This window comes from Falsiroseomonas sp. HC035, assembly GCF_050563525.1.
In the GTDB taxonomy this organism is placed as follows: domain Bacteria; phylum Pseudomonadota; class Alphaproteobacteria; order Acetobacterales; family Acetobacteraceae; genus Falsiroseomonas.
Genome location: NZ_JBNXUN010000006.1, coordinates 312,766 through 330,119 on the forward strand (window position 1 = coordinate 312,766; position 17,354 = coordinate 330,119).

Annotated in this window: 16 protein-coding genes; 11 read left to right on the top strand and 5 right to left on the bottom strand. The window is 71.4% G+C overall.

Going from position 1 to position 17,354, the window contains the following annotated elements; genetic code table 11:
* Nucleotides 1-56: 56 nt before the first annotated feature.
* The 3 genes from ACLF3G_RS15780 (at nt 57) to ACLF3G_RS15790 (ending at nt 2,734) form a co-directional block, all read left to right on the top strand.
* Nucleotides 57-821, top strand: coding sequence for an N-acetylmuramoyl-L-alanine amidase (locus tag ACLF3G_RS15780; protein WP_430670346.1), 765 nt, complete (start codon nt 57-59; stop codon nt 819-821).
* Nucleotides 822-1,031: 210 nt separating this feature from the next.
* Nucleotides 1,032-1,970 (top strand): diacylglycerol/lipid kinase family protein, encoded by a 939-nt coding sequence (locus tag ACLF3G_RS15785; protein WP_430670347.1) that lies wholly within the window; start codon nt 1,032-1,034, stop codon nt 1,968-1,970.
* Nucleotides 1,967-2,734, top strand: a complete 768-nt coding sequence (locus ACLF3G_RS15790) for a metallophosphoesterase family protein (RefSeq protein WP_430670348.1) — start codon at nt 1,967-1,969, stop codon at nt 2,732-2,734. The genes ACLF3G_RS15785 and ACLF3G_RS15790 overlap by 4 nt, the downstream gene beginning before the upstream one ends.
* Here the strand turns inward: ACLF3G_RS15790 and ACLF3G_RS15795 are convergent.
* Both ACLF3G_RS15795 and ACLF3G_RS15800 read right to left on the bottom strand, forming a co-directional pair.
* Nucleotides 2,723-3,883, bottom strand: coding sequence for an MFS transporter (locus ACLF3G_RS15795; RefSeq protein WP_430670349.1), 1,161 nt, complete (start codon nt 3,881-3,883; stop codon nt 2,723-2,725). The genes ACLF3G_RS15790 and ACLF3G_RS15795 overlap by 12 nt on opposite strands.
* A gap of 118 nt (nt 3,884-4,001) precedes the next feature.
* Complete coding sequence (locus ACLF3G_RS15800) at nt 4,002-4,925, bottom strand: HAMP domain-containing protein (protein ID WP_430670350.1); 924 nt, start codon at nt 4,923-4,925, stop codon at nt 4,002-4,004.
* Between the two features lie 219 nt (nt 4,926-5,144).
* On the opposite strand from ACLF3G_RS15800, the gene ACLF3G_RS15805 reads away from it, so the two are divergent.
* The 4 genes from ACLF3G_RS15805 (at nt 5,145) to ACLF3G_RS15820 (ending at nt 10,044) form a co-directional block, all read left to right on the top strand.
* Nucleotides 5,145-8,315, top strand: coding sequence for a helicase-related protein (locus ACLF3G_RS15805; RefSeq protein ID WP_430670351.1), 3,171 nt, complete (start codon nt 5,145-5,147; stop codon nt 8,313-8,315).
* The gene (locus ACLF3G_RS15810; protein WP_430670352.1) at nt 8,316-8,606 is read left to right on the top strand and encodes an RNA-binding S4 domain-containing protein; all 291 of its coding nucleotides are present in this window, start codon (nt 8,316-8,318) and stop codon (nt 8,604-8,606) included.
* A gap of 121 nt (nt 8,607-8,727) precedes the next feature.
* Nucleotides 8,728-9,060, top strand: coding sequence for a ferredoxin FdxA (gene fdxA, locus ACLF3G_RS15815; RefSeq protein ID WP_430670382.1), 333 nt, complete (start codon nt 8,728-8,730; stop codon nt 9,058-9,060).
* Between the two features lie 213 nt (nt 9,061-9,273).
* A complete protein-coding gene (locus ACLF3G_RS15820; protein ID WP_430670353.1) occupies nt 9,274-10,044 on the top strand; it encodes a CarD family transcriptional regulator in 771 nt (256 codons plus the stop codon).
* Nucleotides 10,045-10,071: 27 nt separating this feature from the next.
* Here the strand turns inward: ACLF3G_RS15820 and ACLF3G_RS15825 are convergent, their stop codons facing one another.
* The 3 genes from ACLF3G_RS15825 to ACLF3G_RS15835 all read right to left on the bottom strand — a co-directional run bounded on the left by ACLF3G_RS15825 (nt 10,072) and on the right by ACLF3G_RS15835 (nt 12,533).
* Entirely contained in the window at nt 10,072-11,160 is a 1,089-nt protein-coding gene (locus ACLF3G_RS15825; RefSeq protein ID WP_430670354.1) for a sensor histidine kinase, read from the bottom strand.
* A 190-nt stretch (nt 11,161-11,350) separates the two neighbouring features.
* A complete protein-coding gene (thpR, locus tag ACLF3G_RS15830) occupies nt 11,351-11,887 on the bottom strand; it encodes an RNA 2',3'-cyclic phosphodiesterase (RefSeq protein ID WP_430670355.1) in 537 nt (178 codons plus the stop codon).
* A gap of 28 nt (nt 11,888-11,915) precedes the next feature.
* The gene (locus ACLF3G_RS15835; protein WP_430670356.1) at nt 11,916-12,533 is read right to left on the bottom strand and encodes an arylesterase; all 618 of its coding nucleotides are present in this window, start codon (nt 12,531-12,533) and stop codon (nt 11,916-11,918) included.
* Between the two features lie 82 nt (nt 12,534-12,615).
* Between ACLF3G_RS15835 and ACLF3G_RS15840 the strand changes: the two genes are divergently transcribed.
* The 4 genes from ACLF3G_RS15840 (at nt 12,616) to ACLF3G_RS15855 (ending at nt 17,289) form a co-directional block, all read left to right on the top strand.
* Nucleotides 12,616-13,320 (top strand): ABC transporter ATP-binding protein, encoded by a 705-nt coding sequence (locus ACLF3G_RS15840; protein ID WP_430670357.1) that lies wholly within the window; start codon nt 12,616-12,618, stop codon nt 13,318-13,320.
* The gene (locus tag ACLF3G_RS15845) at nt 13,317-15,842 is read left to right on the top strand and encodes an ABC transporter permease (RefSeq protein ID WP_430670358.1); all 2,526 of its coding nucleotides are present in this window, start codon (nt 13,317-13,319) and stop codon (nt 15,840-15,842) included. The genes ACLF3G_RS15840 and ACLF3G_RS15845 overlap by 4 nt, the downstream gene beginning before the upstream one ends.
* A 31-nt stretch (nt 15,843-15,873) precedes the next feature.
* The gene (locus ACLF3G_RS15850; RefSeq protein ID WP_430670359.1) at nt 15,874-16,365 is read left to right on the top strand and encodes a nucleoside deaminase; all 492 of its coding nucleotides are present in this window, start codon (nt 15,874-15,876) and stop codon (nt 16,363-16,365) included.
* A 120-nt stretch (nt 16,366-16,485) separates the two neighbouring features.
* Nucleotides 16,486-17,289 (top strand): Bax inhibitor-1/YccA family protein, encoded by an 804-nt coding sequence (locus ACLF3G_RS15855; protein ID WP_430670360.1) that lies wholly within the window; start codon nt 16,486-16,488, stop codon nt 17,287-17,289.
* Nucleotides 17,290-17,354 lie beyond the last annotated feature (65 nt).

Below are 17,354 nucleotides of genomic sequence, written 5' to 3' on the forward strand. Positions count from 1 at the left end.
TCGGCATTTCGTTGTGGTAGCGTATCCGCGCGTCCCACAGGCCGATCGGAACCGCCATGGCCGACCTCATCCCGAAGGACTGGATGCCCGACGCCCGCATGGAGCGAATCCATGTGCACTGGACCGCCGGGCGCCACGCGGCCAACGCCACGGACCGCAAATCCTACCACATCCTGATCGAGGGCACCGGCGCGCTGGTGCGCGGGGACCGGTCCATCGCCGCCAATGCGCGCGGCTCCGGGCTGCCGCCGGCCTCGCACACGCTGAACGCCAATACGGGCGCCATCGGCGTTTCCATGTGCTGCATGCACCAGGCGGAGGAACACCCTTTCGCCGGTGGCGCAGCGCCGCTGCTGAAGCTGCAATGGGACACGATGGTGGCCGTGGTGGCGCAACTCGCCCGGCGCTACGCCATCCCGGTGACGCGGGCGACCATCCTGACCCATGCGGAGGTGCATGCGACGCTGGGCATCCCCCAGCGCAACAAGTGGGACATCACACGGCTGGCCTTCGACCCCTCCGTCGTCGGGGCGCACCCGGTGGGTGACCGGATGCGGCTGGAAGTGGCTGTGGCGCTGGACGCGCTGAGCCCGGCTCCCACGCCCACCCTGGTGCCGGAACGCCTGCCGCGCTTCCGCGTGCAGGGCGTCGCGCCCTCCACCCTCACCTTCCGTCGCAACCCGGCTGGTGAGGCCACGGGCGCGCTGCCGGAGGGCACGCTGGTGGAACGGCTCGCCATGTCTCAGCAGTGGTGGCAGGTGCGCACGCCGCGCGGCTTCGTCGGCTGGGTCTCCTCCGACTTTCTCGTCGCGGTGCCCTGAGGGCGTGTAGCCGTTTTATTTGCACCGACGAAGGATGCTGGCGAACCGATGGCGCTCCGGCGCATTCTGACATCGCCCGCCCCTTCCGGAACCTGAGCCACGTCGCCCGAACCTGTCGCCACGTCCCCGCACCTCGCCGCCACCGCGACGCCCCACGCCGCCACGGCGACGCCCCACGCCGCTCCGGCGATGCCCCACGCCGCTCCGGCGATGCCCCACGCCGCTCCGGCGATGCGCATCGCCGTGGTCATCAACGCCTCCTCCGGCACCGCCCTCGGCCGCGACACGATCGAGGCGGAGGTCACCCGCCACCTGAAGGATGCCGGGCTTGAGGCCGTGCTGGTGCCCGACCATGCCGAAGGCCTCCTGGCCCGGCTGGACGAGGCGGTGGCCATGGGCGCGCAGGCCGTGGTGGTGGGCGGCGGCGACGGCTCCATCATGGCTGCGGCCGAGCGGCTGATGGGCAAGGACACCGCACTCGGCATCCTGCCGCTCGGCACCATGAACATGCTGGCCAAGGACCTCGGCATCCCGCTGGAACTGGCGGCGGCGGCGGAGGCGCTGGCGCACGGCACCATCCGGACCATCGACGTGGCGGAGGTGAACGGCCACGTCTTCCTATGCTCCTCCGTCCTCGGCACCCCGTCCTGGCTCGGCCGCCACCGGGAACGCGGGCGCGGCAAGGCCGGCTGGCGGCCGCGCCTGATCTTCGCCCTGGCGGCGCTACGCTCCGAATGGCGGCACCGGCCGATGCGGCTCTCGGTGGCACTGGAACAGGGGCGTACGGTGCGGCTGTGGACCCGGGCCCTGGCGGTGGCGAACAACCGCTACGACGAAGGCTTCGGGATGATGATGACCCGCCAGCGCCTCGATGCAGGGGAACTCGCCCTGTATGTGGCACGTCGCTATGGCGCGTGGTGGTGGGTGAAGATGATGGCGGGCATGTTCCTCGGAACCTGGCGTGGCTCCCGCCTGGTGCAGGAGCGTACGGCGAAGGTGGTGACCATCGGCTCCGCCCGCACGGCGCTGCGGGTGATGAACGATGGCGAGGCGCTGCTGATTCCGCCGCCGCTGGTCTACCGCATCCATCCCGGCGCGCTGCGCGTCATCGTGCCCTCCCCTGAGACGGCGGCCGAAACGGCCCCATGACGCGTCGCATCGCGCATCTGTCCGACCTGCACTTCGGTGCGGAGGACCCGGCCGTGGTCGCGGCCCTGGCGCAGGAGGTCGCGGAGTGGGCGCCGGACCTCATCGCCGTCTCCGGCGACCTGACGCAGGGGGCACGGCACGATGAATTCATCGCGGCGATGGACTTCCTGCGCGCCCTGCCGGCGCCGCTGCTGGTGGTGCCGGGCAACCACGACATGTCGCCCTACAACCTGGTCGAGCGCTTCTCCGACCCTTACCGCCGCTGGCGCCGCCACGTGCAGGAGGCGACGGAGCCGGTCTTCGAGGATGCCGAGATTGCCGTGGTCGGCATGAACACCGCCCGCCGCGGCGGGCTGTACCTGAACTGGGCGCGCGGCCGGGTTTCGGGCAGCCGGCTGGCCATTGCGGAAGGCCGGCTGGCGGCGCTGCCGCCGGGCCTGTTCCGGATCGTCGTGGCGCACCACCCCTTCCTGGCGCCGCAACTCAACCCCGGCGCGCGGCTGGTCGGCAATTCCGAGCCGGCGCTGGCGGCCTTCGCCCGGCATGATGTGCGGCTGGTGCTGACCGGGCATCTGCATCTCGGCGATGTGCGTCCGGTGCGGGAAGGCGGGCTGGTGGTGGCGCAATCCGGCAGCGCCACCTCCGTACGGCTGCGCGGCACGCCGAACGCCTACAACCGCATCCTGGTGGAGGATGGCCGCGCCCGCATCATCCCGCGCATCTGGCACGGCGCGGGTTGGGAAGATCTGCCCTCAGCGGCGTAGAGCGGCTGCCAGCCACAGGCTGGCCGGCACCGCGAGCGCGCAGAGCCCGGCCATGAACCAGAAGCCGGTCCCGCCGAAGGCGGCGTAGAGCGGCCCGCTGGCCAGCGCCAGCAGCCCCATCCACAACCCGACGCCGAGCGCCGCGTGCAGGGTCTGCGCCGTGCCCGCCTCGGCTGGCGGCACCACGCGGCCAAGCACCGCCATCATCGCCAGGTGCTGCATGGCGAAGGTGCCGGCATGCAGCGCCTGGGCCGGGAACAGGAACAGCGGGTCCACCGTGACGGCCGTGACCGCCCAGCGCAGCACCCCCGCGAGTGCCGCGACCACCGATAAGCCAACCGGCCCGAGCCGCGCCACCAGCCCGCGCCCCCACAGGAACAGCGCGATCTCGGCCAGCACGCCCACCGCCCACAGCCCGCCGATCAGCCCGGCGCCCAGCCCCGCCGCCTGCCAGTGCAGCGTGCCGAAGCCGTAGTACATCGCATGGCTGCCCTGGATCAGCGCGGAGACCAGCATCAGCCGTCGCATCGCCGGGATGCGGAGCGGCGCGAAGAACCCGGCCCAGCCGCGGGACACCACCCGGCCGGCGCGCGGGACGACCGGCGGCAGGGCCAGCGCGGCCAGCGAGGTCGCACCAAGCCCCGCAATCAGCAGCCACACCGCCGCATCGATGCCAAACAGCGCCACCGCCTGGCCACAGGCGATGGCCGCCAGCATGAAGGCGATGCTGCCGGCGGCGCGCACCCGCGCATAGTCGAAGCCGCCGGTCCGCTGTCCATCGGCGCCCCGGGATGCGGTGACGGCCAGCGCATCGGTCAGCGGAACCACCGGCGCGAAGGCGGCGCTGTGCAGCGCCATCACCAGCAGCAGCAGCAGGAAACCGGCCGGCAGCAGCAGGCCGCTGGCCACCAGCGTGGCGAGGCCGGCCCCCACCGCCAGCACCAGCCGCGCATCGCCCAGCGCATCCGCAAGCCGCCCGCCCAGCGGCCCCGCCACCAGTCGCACGGCGGAGGCGGTGGCCAGCAGCACGCCGACCTCCTGCGGCGACATGCCGCGCGCTGTCAGCACCGCTGGCAGGAAGGGAAGGGTGATGCCCACCGCGACGAACTGGGCGCTGTAGAGCAGGGCAAAGCGGGTTGCGGCGTTCACCGGGCGCAAATTGACCTGCGCCGCAGGCCCCGCCAAGGCCCCCAACCAGACCGGGGTCCGGGTCGGCCGGGAACGCCAGCCGCATGTCGCCGCCCGACCCTCAGGGCCGTCGGCGCGGTCAGCCCAGGCGTGCTTCCTCCGGCACCCGGGTTGCCGCCGCTTGGCTGGTGCTGACCGGCGCGGCGGCCTGGGACAGGTGGCCGATGGCATCCAGCGCGCGCTCCGTCGCCGCGCGGATCGCCACAACCTGGTGCGACAGGTCCCGGACGCCCTGGGCGACGCCGGATGGGTGCGCCTGCCCGAGGTCCAGCGTCGCCTCCAGTGCCAGGGCCGCGGCGGCGGCGGCGGCGCATTCGATGCGGCGGGCCGCCGCCTCCAGTTGCAGCCCGGCCTCCTCAAGGCTTGCCGGCTCGGCGTCCCGCTCGGCCTGGGCGGCCAGCGCCAGGTGGCGCACACCCTCCAGCGCGCGGGCCAGGGTACCGGCCTCGTCGTCGCGGCCGAGGCCCGGGATGGGCTGGTCCAGGTCCCCCTCCACAAGCGCCGTGGCGGCGGCGCGCAGCGCCCGGAACGGCCCCAGCAGCGAGCGTTCCAGCAGCAGCGCCGCCACCCCGGCCACCAGCGTGACGGAGGCCAGCAGCACCGCCAGCACGACCAGGACCAGGCGGCCAGGGTTCCAGGCGGTCGCCGCCGCTTCCGCCGCTTCCTCCGCTTCCCGGGCCGGGGCGGATGGCGGCGTGGGATCGCCGCGCAGCCCGGCGCGCAGCGAGGCGAGGTCGAGCGGCCCCTGCGGCGCCACCAGGCGGTGCCAGACGCCCAGGTCCCGCTCCAGCGCCGCCATGGCGCGACCCATGCCGGCCAGGGTGGCAGGCTCCGGCCTCCGCGGTTCCAGCAGGGCCGGCGCATCGGCTGAAGGCGATCGCCCGGCGGGGTCCTGCCAAGCCAGGTACAGCCCGGCGGCCAATCCCAGGCCGGCGAGCGACCCGATGCCGGCGAACCAGGCCAGCCGCGTGCCATTGACGAGTGCGGTCTGACGTCGAGCCATGATCGACATGCCGGGCCTCCTGCCCCCTCGCATGGCCCGATGCGGCCACGGGGTCAGGTTGGACGCGGGAGGTTACCGCATCGTTGAGAGCGTGAAGATCACGCTTCCGAAGCGTTTGCGCGGCGCCGCGGACGGCGCCCGCATGGGCCGCCGCAGTTGCCAAGGGCGCGGCGCCGTGCCACGCAACCTCCGCCCCCACGGACCTCGTCGAATACACATATGTCCCACGGTCAGATGTTCGCCCCACGGGTCCGCGCCGTCCTCGGCCCGACCAATACGGGCAAGACCCACCTCGCCATCACCCGGCTGCTCGCGCATGCCTCCGGGATCATCGGCTTCCCGCTGCGCCTGCTGGCGCGGGAGAACTACGACCGCATGGTCGCGGCGAAGGGAGAGAGATACGTCGCGCTGATCACCGGCGAGGAGAAGATCGTCCCGCCCGAGGCGCGCTGGTTCGCCTGCACGGTGGAGGCGATGCCGCTGGACCGTCGCGCCGAATTCGTCGCGGTGGATGAAATCCAGCTTTGTGCCGATGCGGATCGCGGTCACATCTTCACCGAACGCCTGCTGCATGCGCGCGGCATGGTCGAGACGATGTTCCTCGGCGCGGAGACCATCCGCCCGCTGCTGCAAAGGCTGGTGCCGCAGGCCGAGATCGAGACGCGCCCGCGCCTGTCGCAGTTGACGCATTCGGGTCCCGCCAAGCTGACGAAGCTGCCGCCGCGCAGCGCCGTCGTCGCCTTCAGCGCGGCGGAGGTCTATGCGATCGCGGAAGCGATCCGCCGGCGCCGCGGCGGTTGCGCCGTGGTGATGGGCCGGCTGTCGCCGCGCACCCGCAACGCGCAGGTGGCGCTGTATCAGAACCGGGAAGTGGATTTCCTGGTGGCGACGGATGCCATCGGCATGGGCCTGAACATGGATGTGGACCATGTGGCCTTCGCCGACCTGAAGAAGTTCGACGGCCACCAGATCCGCACGCTGAACGCCCAGGAAGCCGCCCAGATCGCCGGCCGCGCCGGCCGCGGCATGCGCGACGGCACCTTTGGGACCACCGCGGACTGTCCGGCCCTGCCCGATGAACTGGCGCGCCAGATCGAAGGCCACGCCTTCGAGCCACTGTCCCAGATTGCGTGGCGCAACTCGGACCTGGACTTCGCCAGCATCGACGGGCTGCTGGACAGCCTCGCCGCCGCGCCGCCGACGCCCGGCCTGTCCAAGGGCAACGACGCGGTCGACCACATCACGCTGAACGCCCTGTCCCGCGAGCAGGAGATCCGCCAGCTCGGCCAGGGCCGCGCCCGCGTGCGGCTGCTGTGGGAAGCCTGCCAGGTTCCGGATTTTCGGAAGATCGCCGATGACAGCCATACGCGGCTCTGTGCCAAGATCTTCGGGCATCTCGCGACCGAAGGCCGGCTGCCGACGGATTGGGTGGCCGGCAACATCGCGGCGCTGGGCAATGTCGAAGGCGACCTCGACACCCTGATGGCGCGGCTCGCCACCATCCGCATCTGGTCCTACATCGCCGCCCGCGCCGACTGGATCGCCGACGCCGCGAGCCAGCAGGCGGAAGCCCGCAAGGCCGAGGAAGCGGTGTCCGACGCTCTGCATGAGCGCCTGATCGCCCGCTTCGTGGATCGCCGCGCCGCCCACCTGATCCGTCGCCTGGATGACACCGAGGAGACGCTGCTGTCCGCCGTGACGCGGCAGGGCGAGGTGGTGGTCGAGGGTCATACCGTCGGGAAGGTCACCGGCTTCCACTTCCAGCCCGACCCGGAGGCGACGAAGGAAGAAGACAAGCGGCTGGTGCTGCGAGCGGCCCGGCGCGCGCTGCGGGAGGAAATTCCGCGCCGCCTGGCCAGCCTGGAGACCGCGAAGGACGACGCCTTCCGCCTGACGCCGCACCACCGTGTAGTGTGGGACAATGCGGAGATCGCCCGTCTGCGGCCGGGGCCCGAGCCGCTGAAGCCGCATGTCGACGTCATCGCAACGGAGTTCCTGGACAACGCGCAGCGTGAGCGTGTGCGGGTGCGGCTGGCGAACTGGCTGGAGGCGCTGGTGAAGCGCGACCTCGGCGGGCTGGAGGCGATCGAGGCCAAGGCGGCCGAGGACAACACCCTGCGCGGCCCGGCCTTCCGGCTGCGCGAGCAGATGGGCCTGGCGCCCGGCGCGACCGACCGGGAGATTCCGGCGGAGTTGCGCGCACGGCTGAAGGCCATCGGCATCCGCGCCGGGCGCTATGCGATGTACCTGCCGGACGTCCTGAAGCCGCGCGCCATGGCGCTGCGGGCGCAGCTCTGGGCGCTGCGCCGCAACCTGCCGACGCCGCTGCTACCGAACCCCGGGCTGGTGTCCATCACCCTGCCGGAACCGCGGCCGGATGCGGCGGCGGAAGCGCCCGCCGATGCCGAGGCGGCCGCACCGCGGGGGCCCGATGCCTGGCCGCAGGGCTTCGCCATCATGGCAGGCTGGCTGCCGGCCGGGCGCGTCCTGCTGCGGCTGGATGTGGCGGAACGGATTGCCGGTGAGCTGGGCTACCTGACCCGGCGCGCGCCGGCGCCGGTGCCGGAGGGCCTGGCCTCCCGCCTCGGCGTGAAGGGCGACACGCTGTCCGCGGCGCTGGAGGCGATGGGTTTCCGGCTGATGCCGTCGCCGCCGTTGGAGGAGGGCCAGTTCGGCCCGCCACTGCCGGCGCGGATCAGCGTGGTGCGGCAGGACCGGCCGATGGGGCCGCGCCGCGGGGACAGACACCAGGGCGAGCGGCGCGACGGCGACAGGAACCGAGGGCCGCGGCCAGAACAGGCGGCGCGGGAGCCGCGTCCGGATGCCGGCCCGCGACCCGTCTACTACGGCCCGCCGATTCCGCCCGAACTGCGCCAGCCGCGCCGCGACGGACCGCGCCGGGATGGACCGCGCGGCCAGCCGCCGCGGCGCGAGCGCGTCGACCATGGCCCGCGCCGCGACTGGCGCGTGGACGGGCTGCCGCCCGGCGTCTCCCCGCCGGTCGAGGTCGCGCCCGGCGGCGATGCGCCGCGCCAGGATGGGCCCCGCCAAGACAGGCCGCGCCAGGATGGGCCGCGGGGCCCGCGCCCGGGCCAGGGTCCGCGCCCGGACCGGCCGCGCTTCGAGGGGCCTCGCCCGGGTGGCGGCGCGCCGCGTCCGGAAGGGGCGCCGCAGGAGGCGCGGCGCGACGATCGGGGGCCCCGGCCGGATCGGGGGCCTGATCGCGGGCCGGGCCGTGGCCCGGACCGGGGTAGCGACCGGTTTCCGCGCCAGGACCGGGGTGACCGGGATCGGGGCGGCGGGGATCGGCAGCCGCGCGAATACTCCTCCGGCCCCAAGCCGGAATCGCCCTTCGCCGTGCTGGCCCAGCTCAAGCTGCGCAAGGACTAGATGGTCGCAACGGAGGAGGGCTGGCAGCGGCTCGACCTCTGGCTCTGGTGCGCGCGCATCGCCAAGACCCGGGCGGAGTGCTCGCGCCAGGTTGCGATGGGCCGGGTGCGGATCAACCGGCAGCCGACGGACAAGCCGCACTACAAGCTGCGGCCAGGCGATGTGCTGACCCTGTCCATGGGGGGCACGGTGCGGGTGTGGCGTGTGCTGGCGCTGGCCGAGCGGCGCGGCCCGGCCCCAGAGGCGCGCCGCCTGTACGAGGACTTATCCGACCCACCTGATGAGGATTGATGCACTGCACCCGCTTGCCTTGTGAGCGGTGCTGCGCCATGTGGAACTGGCCGCGCCGGACTTTCCGCGCGGTGGTGAGGCCGCCGCAGGGCGCGGCATCGCATCCCCGCCGGAGGCGCAGTTGACCTACGTCGTCACCGAGAATTGCATCAAGTGCAAGTACATGGACTGCGTCGAAGTCTGTCCGGTGGACTGCTTCTATGTCGGCGAGAACATGCTGGTCATCCACCCGGATGAATGCATCGACTGCGGCGTCTGCGAGCCGGAATGCCCGGCCGAGGCCATCCTGCCCGACAGCGACGACAAGGCGACCCCCTGGGTCGAACTGAACCGCACCTATGCCGCGGAATGGCCGAACATCACCCGCAAGGGCGAACCGCCGGACGATGCGGATGCCTGGAAGGACAAGCCCGGCAAGAAGGAGCTGTTCGACCCCGCGCCCGGCAAGATCTGAAGGATTTCCGCAGCCTGCCGTCCCATGACGTGACAGGGGTGGAAATTCGTCGGGCTTTGTATTATATTATCAATGGGATCGGGAAACTGCGACGAAAACTGTGACACCGTCGCGCGTTCCTGCCCATTGGGTCCATGACATGCCCGGGACCGCCGCGCCTCCGCCTTTGGCCGGGGGTGCTGCGCGGCACGGGATGCAGAATCGGGTGGCCAGATGAAGCAAACCGCCCAGGCGAAGCCCGGCGATACCGGCGCGGCGAAGTCCAAGCCGGCGACCGAACCGGCCGCCGCCGTCGAGAAGCCCGCGGTGAAATACGGCACCGCGCCTCAGCCCCTGCGCCAGGATTCGCCGCCGCCGCCGCACCGGCCGCCCTCCCGGTCCGGGTCCGGCTCCTCCAACGCTCCGCGCCCGCCGATGTACCCGCCCCGCGGCGCGCCGCGCGTCGAGGATCCGGAGGATGGCACGCCGTTGCCGCCGCCGCGCCCCAAGGGACCGCCGCCGGAATTCAAGCCGGGCGACCATGTGGTGTATCCGACCCATGGCGTCGGCCAAGTGCAGGGCATCGAGGAAATGCCGGTGGCCGGCATGTCCCTGAAGGTGATCATCGTCACCTTCGAGGAGAACCGCATGACGCTTCGGGTGCCGGTGAACAAGGCCGCCTCCTCCGGCCTGCGCAAGCTGGCGACGGATGAGGCGATGGCGGAGGCGCTGGAAGTGCTGCGCGGCCGTGCCCGCATCAAGCGCACCATGTGGTCCCGCCGCGCCCAGGAATACGAGGCGAAGATCAACTCCGGCGACCCGCTGGCGATCGCGGAGGTCGTGCGCGACCTGCACCGCAACGCCGGCCAACCGGACCAGTCCTTCTCCGAACGGCAGATCTACGAACAGGCGCTGGACCGCCTGGCCGCGGAACTCGCCGCCATCGACCGCACGGACAAGGCGGCGGCGTCGGAGAAGCTGCTGACCTTCCTCAAGGCGGCCTGAGGGCGAGGCGCCAATCAGGGCGTCACGTCAGGCGGAAAGCCGGTCCCGACGCATCTGCAGCGTGACGATCAGCCCGTCCGGCGCCCAGTCGAAGGCAATGCTGCCGCCGAGCTGATGCGCCATGCTGCGCCGGATGAGCTCGCTGCCGAAGCCGGTGGCCGTCGAAGGCGGCACGACCGCCGGACCGCCACGTTCGGTCCAGACGACGACCACCTCATCGCCAGACGCGGTACAGCCGATGTGCAGCGTGCCGCGTTCCGCTGAAAGTGCTCCGTATTTCAGAGAGTTGGTTGCCAACTCATGCACCACAAGGGCCAGCGCGGTGGCCGCGCCCTCGCCGATGTCCATTCGCGGCACCGAGACCCGGATGCGGCCCGAGGATCCGTCCGTCTCGTCATAGGCCTGCAACAGCACCGAGATCAGGTCGCCGAGCAGCGCCGCCTCCACCGGGCGGCCTCCCTTCGGGCGGACGAGATCGTGCGCGCGGCCCAGCGCCGTCAGCCGCTTTGAAAGATCCTGCGCCATCTGCGCGGTGGTCGTCGCGGATCGCGAGGTGATCTGGGCGAGTTGGGAGGCGACGAGCAACAGGTTCTTGACCCTGTGGCTCATTTCCCCGGCCAGCAGCTGGTTGGCTTCCTCGGCCTGCTTGCGGCCGGTCACGTCGAGGAAGATGCCGCGCATGACGTTGTGCTGGATATCAGCATCATTGCCTTTGCCGCGCGCCGAGACCCAGCGGATGTCGTCGCCGGACAGGATGCGGAAGTCGATCTCGTAGGGTCCCGCGATGGCACGCGTCTCCGCGAAGGCCGCGCGCACGCGGTCCAGGTCCTTCGGATGGATCTTCGCGGACAAGTCGTTGAAGGTCGCGGCGCTGCCTCCGTGCATGTCCCACAAGGCGTAGGACCGCTCGTCCATCGCCATTTCGTCGCTTTCGACGTTCCACCACCACAACCCCACGCCGGCGGCATTGATGGCCGCATGCAGATGCCTGGAATTCCAGTCCAGCGGACGCGGCGTATTGGCTAACAAAATGCAGAAATTCCTATGCTGGCCGCGGCGAAAGCCCGCGTTCGCGATGGCCGCCCCGGTGACGCATGCAATGCGCCCGACCCGCAAATCATAACAAATCCGTGTTCCCGTGGCTATGAGCCCCCGTGGATACAGCGCCGTCCCTGACCTTGCGGCAGCATCAGCGCCGCCGTGCGCCCCAGTGGTCCCTGAAGATCCGGCTATTGGTCCGGATCATTTGCGCCGCCATGCGCAATTCGGTCGGCCTCATCACGATCGATGCCGATGATGCCCCTGCTCACCCAAGCGCGTATTCCACCTCTGGCGTGTAATGCGCCGCCTCCTTCCCGAGGAAGGACGAGAACAGGCAGAAATTCTCCACCGGCACGGGTGGCGAACGAAACAGGCTGTGCGCCTGGATGAAGCCGATCAGCTTGTGCGTTTCCACCTTGTCGGTCCGCGCCAGCGTCACGTGCGGGGCGAAGCGGCGGCGCTCGGGAGGCAGGCCGACCCGTTGCAGCGCGGTCTCCACCTTCGCCTGCAGGTGGGTCAGGCCCGGGCTGCGTTCTGCCGTGATGTGGATGGACTGGATGCGGCCGCCCTTTTCGAAAGTGCCGATGCCGGCCAGCGCCAGGTCGAAACGCGGTGCGCGGATGGCGGCCAGCGCCGCATCCACCTCCTCCGCCTGCCAGGCCTCGATCTCGCCGATGAAGCGCAGCGTCAGGTGGTAGTTCTCGGCGGGCACCCACCGGGCGCCGGGCAGGCCGCCGGACAGGGCGGCGAGTTGCGCCTTGACCTGGTCGGGCAAGGCGAGGGCAACGAACAGGCGCAACATCCCGGCGCTCCGAATCAGGCGGGCTGCACTACCGTGGTGCAGAAGCCGACACGCGGTCCAGTAGCGTTTCGATGGCAGGCAGCATGCGCTCCGCCAGGATCTGCGCGCCGCGCGGGTTCGGGTGGATGCGGTCCGCCTGGTTCAACGCCGGGTCGCCGGCCACGCCCTCCAGCAGGAAGGGGTAGAACACCAACTGCGGCCGGGCGGCGGCCAGGTCGCTGAACACGGCGGCGAATTCGCGGCCGTATTCGGCACCCAGATTGGGCGGTGCCATCATCCCGGCCAGCAGCACGGGAATGTTGCGCGCCGCCAGCCCATCCAGGATCGCGGTGAGGTTGGCGCGCATCTGCGCCGGCGTCAGGCCACGCAGCGCGTCGTTGCCGCCGAGCGCCACGATCGCGGCATCCGGCCGGTCCGCCAGCGCCCATTCCAGCCTGGCACGCCCTCCCGCGGTGGTGTCGCCGGACACGCCGGCATCCTGCAGCGTCACGTTGCGGCCACGGTCGCGCAGCAAAGCCTCGATCCGCGCCGGCGGTCCCTCCCCCCGCGCCAGGCCGTAGCCGGCGGTGATCGAATCACCCAGCATCAGCAGGCGGATGGGCCGGCCGGAGGGCTGGGCTTCCACCAGCTTCGTTCCGGCCAGCAATACTCCGATACCCAGAGCCGCCTTTTGCAGCGCAGCGCGGCGCCCATATGGCGTGAAACCTTCGTAACAGGACCGATCACCCGTGACAGCAGCGCCATTGATCGCCGCCCACAACCTCGTCTTCACCGCGCGCGCGGCCTCCGGCCCGGTGCATGTGCTGCGCGGGGTGGACCTGGACGTGGCGTCGGGGGAGGCGGTGGGCATCGTCGGGCCGTCGGGGTCGGGCAAGACATCGCTCCTCATGCTGCTGGCGGGCCTCGAGACGCCGAGTGCCGGGCGCCTGACGGTGGCCGGGCGGGATATGGGGGCGCTGGACGAGGATGCCCTGGCCCGGTTCCGTCGCGACGAGGTGGGGATCGTGTTCCAGGCTTTCCACCTGGTGCCGACCATGACGGCGCAGGAGAATGTCGCGATGCCGCTGGAATTCGCCGGAAGGCGGGATGCCTTCGACGTTGCCGCGGCGGCGCTGAAGGAGGTCGGCCTTGGCCACCGGCTGGACCACTACCCCGGCCAGATGTCGGGAGGCGAACAGCAGCGCGCCGCCCTGGCGCGCGCCGTGGTGGCGGAGCCGCGGCTGATCCTGGCCGATGAGCCCACAGGCAATCTGGACCGCGCCACCGGCACCATGGTGATGGACCTGCTGTTCGGGCTGCAGGCGCGGCTCGGGACCACGCTGCTGCTGATCACGCATGACCCGGTGCTGGCGGAACGCTGCGGCCGGCAGGTGCGGATGGAGGATGGGCGCATCGTCTCCGACACCGCAGGGCTGAAGCTGGCGGCGGAATGACGGATATGTGGGTGCATGTGGTGCAGGGCGCGCGGCTGGCGCGCCGGGAACTGCGCGGCGGCGTGCGGCAGTTGCAGATCGTGCTGGCCTGCCTGGCGCTCGGCGTCGCCGCAATCGCCGCGGTCGGCACCCTGCGTGCCGCGACGCAGGCCGGGCTAATGGCCGATGGCGCGCGGCTGCTCGGTGGCGATGTCGAGGTGCGGGTGAACTACCAGCCCTTGCCCGAAGCGGCTCTGGAATGGGCGCGGGCGCGGGGTGCCGCGACCTCCCAGGTGGTCGAGATGCGCGCCATGGCCGTGGCGCCTTCCGGCGAGCGGGCGCTGGTCGAGATGAAGGCTGTGGATGCGGCCTATCCGCTGTATGGCGAATTGCGCCTGGAGCCGCCGGGCGCCAGCCTGGCGACGCAGGATGGCCGGCACCGCGTGGCGCTGGAGGCTTCGGTGGTCGAGCGCCTGGGTGTGCGCCCGGGAGACGCGGTACGGATCGGCGAGGCCTCCCTGGTCTTCGCCGGCACCATCGCGCAGGAACCGGACCGGATCGCCAGCCCCGCCGTGCTCGGCCCGCGCGCCCTGGTGCTGGCGGAGGCGCTGCCGGAGACGGCGCTGATCCAGCCCGGATCGCTGATCTCCTACGACACCCGCCTGCGCCTGCCGGAAGGTACCGATGTGCGCCGCTTCGCCACAACCTTCCGGGATACGGTGGGCGACGGCGGCTGGCGGGTGCGGACGGCGGACCAGGCGGAGCCGGGGGTGAACCGCTTCCTGGACCGCGCCTCCGCCTTCCTGGTGCTGGCCGGCTTCACCGCGCTGCTGGTCGGCGGCATCGGCGTCGCCACCGGCGTGCGCGCCTGGCTCGAGGCGCGCGGCCGCACCATCGCCACGTTGCGCTGCATCGGCGCGCCGGCCGGAACCATCCTGGCGACCTACCTGATCCAGGTTCTGGTGCTGGCGGTGGCCGGCATCGGCATCGGGCTGGTGGCGGGCTTCGGCCTGACCTGGCTGGCGGCGCAGGCGCTGGCGGGGGCACTGCCGGTGCCGCCGCGACTTGGCATCTACCCGGTGCCGCTGGCGCTGGCGGCGCTGTACGGGTTGCTGACGGCGCTGACCTTCTCATTGTGGCCGCTTGGGCGGGCGCAGCGGATTCCCGGCGCGGCGCTGTTCCGGGACCTGGTCACCGCGAATCCCGGCTGGCCTTCGCGGGGCATCCTGGTGGCGACGGGGCTTTGCGCGCTGGCGCTGGTCGGGCTGGTGGTGGGCACGGCGGAACAGCCGCGCTTCGCGCTCGGCTTCTGCGCCGGCGCGGCGCTGACCCTGCTGCTGTTCCGGCTGGGCGCGACCGGGCTGATGGCCTTCGCGAAGCGCCTGCGCGGCATCCGCCGGCCGGCCTTCCGGCTGGGGCTTGCCAATCTGCACCGGCCCGGTACGCCGACGCCGACCATGCTGGTGGCGCTCGGCATCGGCCTGACCACGCTGGCGGCGATCGCGACCATCGAGGGCAATCTGCGCCGGCAGCTTTCGGACCAGATGCCGAATGCGGCGCCGAGCTTCTTCTTCATTGACATCCAGTCGGACCAGTCGGCGCAGTTCAACAGCATGGCGGCCGGCCTGCCGGGCGTGTCGGAGGTGCGCAGCGTGCCCTCGCTGCGCGCCCGCATCGTCGCGGTGGACGGAACGCCGGCGGAGCAGGTGCAGGCGACGGAGGACACCCGCTGGGCGCTGCGCGGCGATCGCGGCCTGACCTATGCGGCAACCCCGCCGGACGGCACGCGGATCGTCGCCGGGCAGTGGTGGCCGGCGGATTACAGCGGGCCGCCGCTGGTGTCCTTCGATGCGGGGCTGGCCGCGGGCTGGGGCGTGAACATCGGCTCGACGCTGACGGTGAATGTGCTGGGCCGTGACATCGACCTGCGCGTGGCCTCGCTGCGGGAGATCCAGTGGCGGGGGCTCGGCATCAACTACGTCATGGTCGCCTCCCCCGGCCTGCTGGCCGCCGCGCCGCACACGCACATCGCCACGGTGCGCAGCGCGGAGGCTGTGGAGCCCGCCGTGCTGCGCGCCCTGACTGACGCCTTCCCGAACATCTCCGGCATTCGCGTGCGCGATGCGCTGGAGGCAGTGGCCGGGCTGCTGACGCGGGTGGGTGTGGCGTTGCAGGCCACCTCCTCCGTCACGCTGCTGGCCGGCATGCTGGTGCTGGCCGGCGCGGTGGCGGCGGGGCAGCGGGCGCGGGTGCGGGATGCGGTGGTGCTGAAGACGATCGGGGCCACGCGGTCCCAGATCCGAGGCGCCTGGCTGGTGGAATTCGGGCTGCTGGGGTTGGTGGCCGGCCTGCTGGCGGCGGCGGCGGGGTCGGCTGCGAGCTGGGCGGTGGTGCGCTTCGTCATGCGGGCGGAGTGGATCTTCCTGCCCGGTACGCTGGCGCTGACGGTGCTGGGCTGCGTGCTGCTGACCCTGGCGCTCGGCTACATCGGCACCGCGCTGGCGCTGCGCGCCCGGCCGGCGCCCCTGTTGCGCAACGAGTAGCTTTGGCGTCAAAGGCGGCATGGAAACCGACATGCTGCCCGAAGACGAAGACCATCTGCGCCACGCCTTCCGCCTGGCGGGCATGGCGCGCGCCCGCGGCGACCGGCCCTTCGCGGCCGTGGTGGTGGCGGAAGACGGCACGATCCTGGCGGAAGGGCTGTCCACCCAGGGCGCCGGCGGCGGCGGCACGCTGGCGCATAGCGAGATGAACGCCTGCGCCGCCGTCATCGCGGCCGCCGTGCCGCGGCCCCGGCTGCGGCGCGCCACCATCTATTCCTCGGGCGAGCCCTGCGCGATGTGCGCGGCCGCCATCTTCTACACCGGCATCGGGCGGGTGGTGTACGGCCTGTCCGCGGCCGCCATCCTGCATCTCCGCAACGCGCAGCCGCATACCGCCGGGCTGAACCTGTCCGTTCGCGCGGTGCTGGAGACGGCGGCGGAGCAGGTGGAGGTGGTGGGGCCGGCGCTGGAGGCGGAGGGCGCGGTGCCGCATGAGGGTTACTGGACCGAAGGGGCCGCCTGAGCCCGAAAACATCCGCATCTTCCGGTCAATCCAGCGGTTGATCCGGATTACGAAAACTCCATATGATGCGCCGAACGCGGACGGTCCTTCACCCTCGTCCGCAAGGAGGATTTCACGACCATGGCTCTCGGTCCCGACAACCGCCTACGGACGGGCACGTCGGCCTGGACCCAGCCCTTCGGGCGGTCCACGGGCGTCGACGCGGCTGCGCTCGACGCAGGCCTGCGCGCCTACATGCTACGGGTCTACAACTGGATGGCGTCCGGCCTCGCCCTGACCGGCATCGTGGCCTACCTGATCGCGTCCAACCCGGACATCGCCAGCCTGTTCTACCAGGTGGTCCGCACGCCACGCGGCAACGCGACGGCGCCGACCATTCTGGGCTGGATCGCGATGTTCGCGCCGCTGGCCTTCATCCTGGTGCTCAGCTTCGGCATCAACCGGATGAGCAAGACCACGGCACAGGCGCTGTTCTGGGCCTTCTGCGCCGTCATGGGCGCGTCGATGTCCAACATCCTGCTGATCTACACGGGCGCGTCCATCGCCAGCACCTTCTTCGTCACGGCCAGCATGTTCGCGGCGATCAGCCTGTACGGCTACACCACGAAGGCCGACCTGACGCGGATGGGCAGCTTCATGATGATGGGCCTGATCGGCATCATCATCGCGGGCCTGGTGAACCTGTTCCTGCAGAGCTCCGCCCTGCAATTCGCCATCAGCGTGATCGGCGTGGTGGTCTTCGTGGGCCTCACCGCCTACGACACGCAGCGGATCAAGGCGGACTACATCGAGCACGCCTACGCCGAAGGCACGGACGAAGCCGGCAAGCGCAGCGTGTTCGACGCGCTCGGCCTGTACCTGAACTTCGTGAACCTGTTCCAGCTGCTGCTCCAGTTCATGGGCGTCCGCCAGAACAGCGACTGAGCTTGACGGCCTGACCATGTCGCGGCGCGCAATCCGGAAGGGTTGCGCGCCGCTTTCGTTTGTGG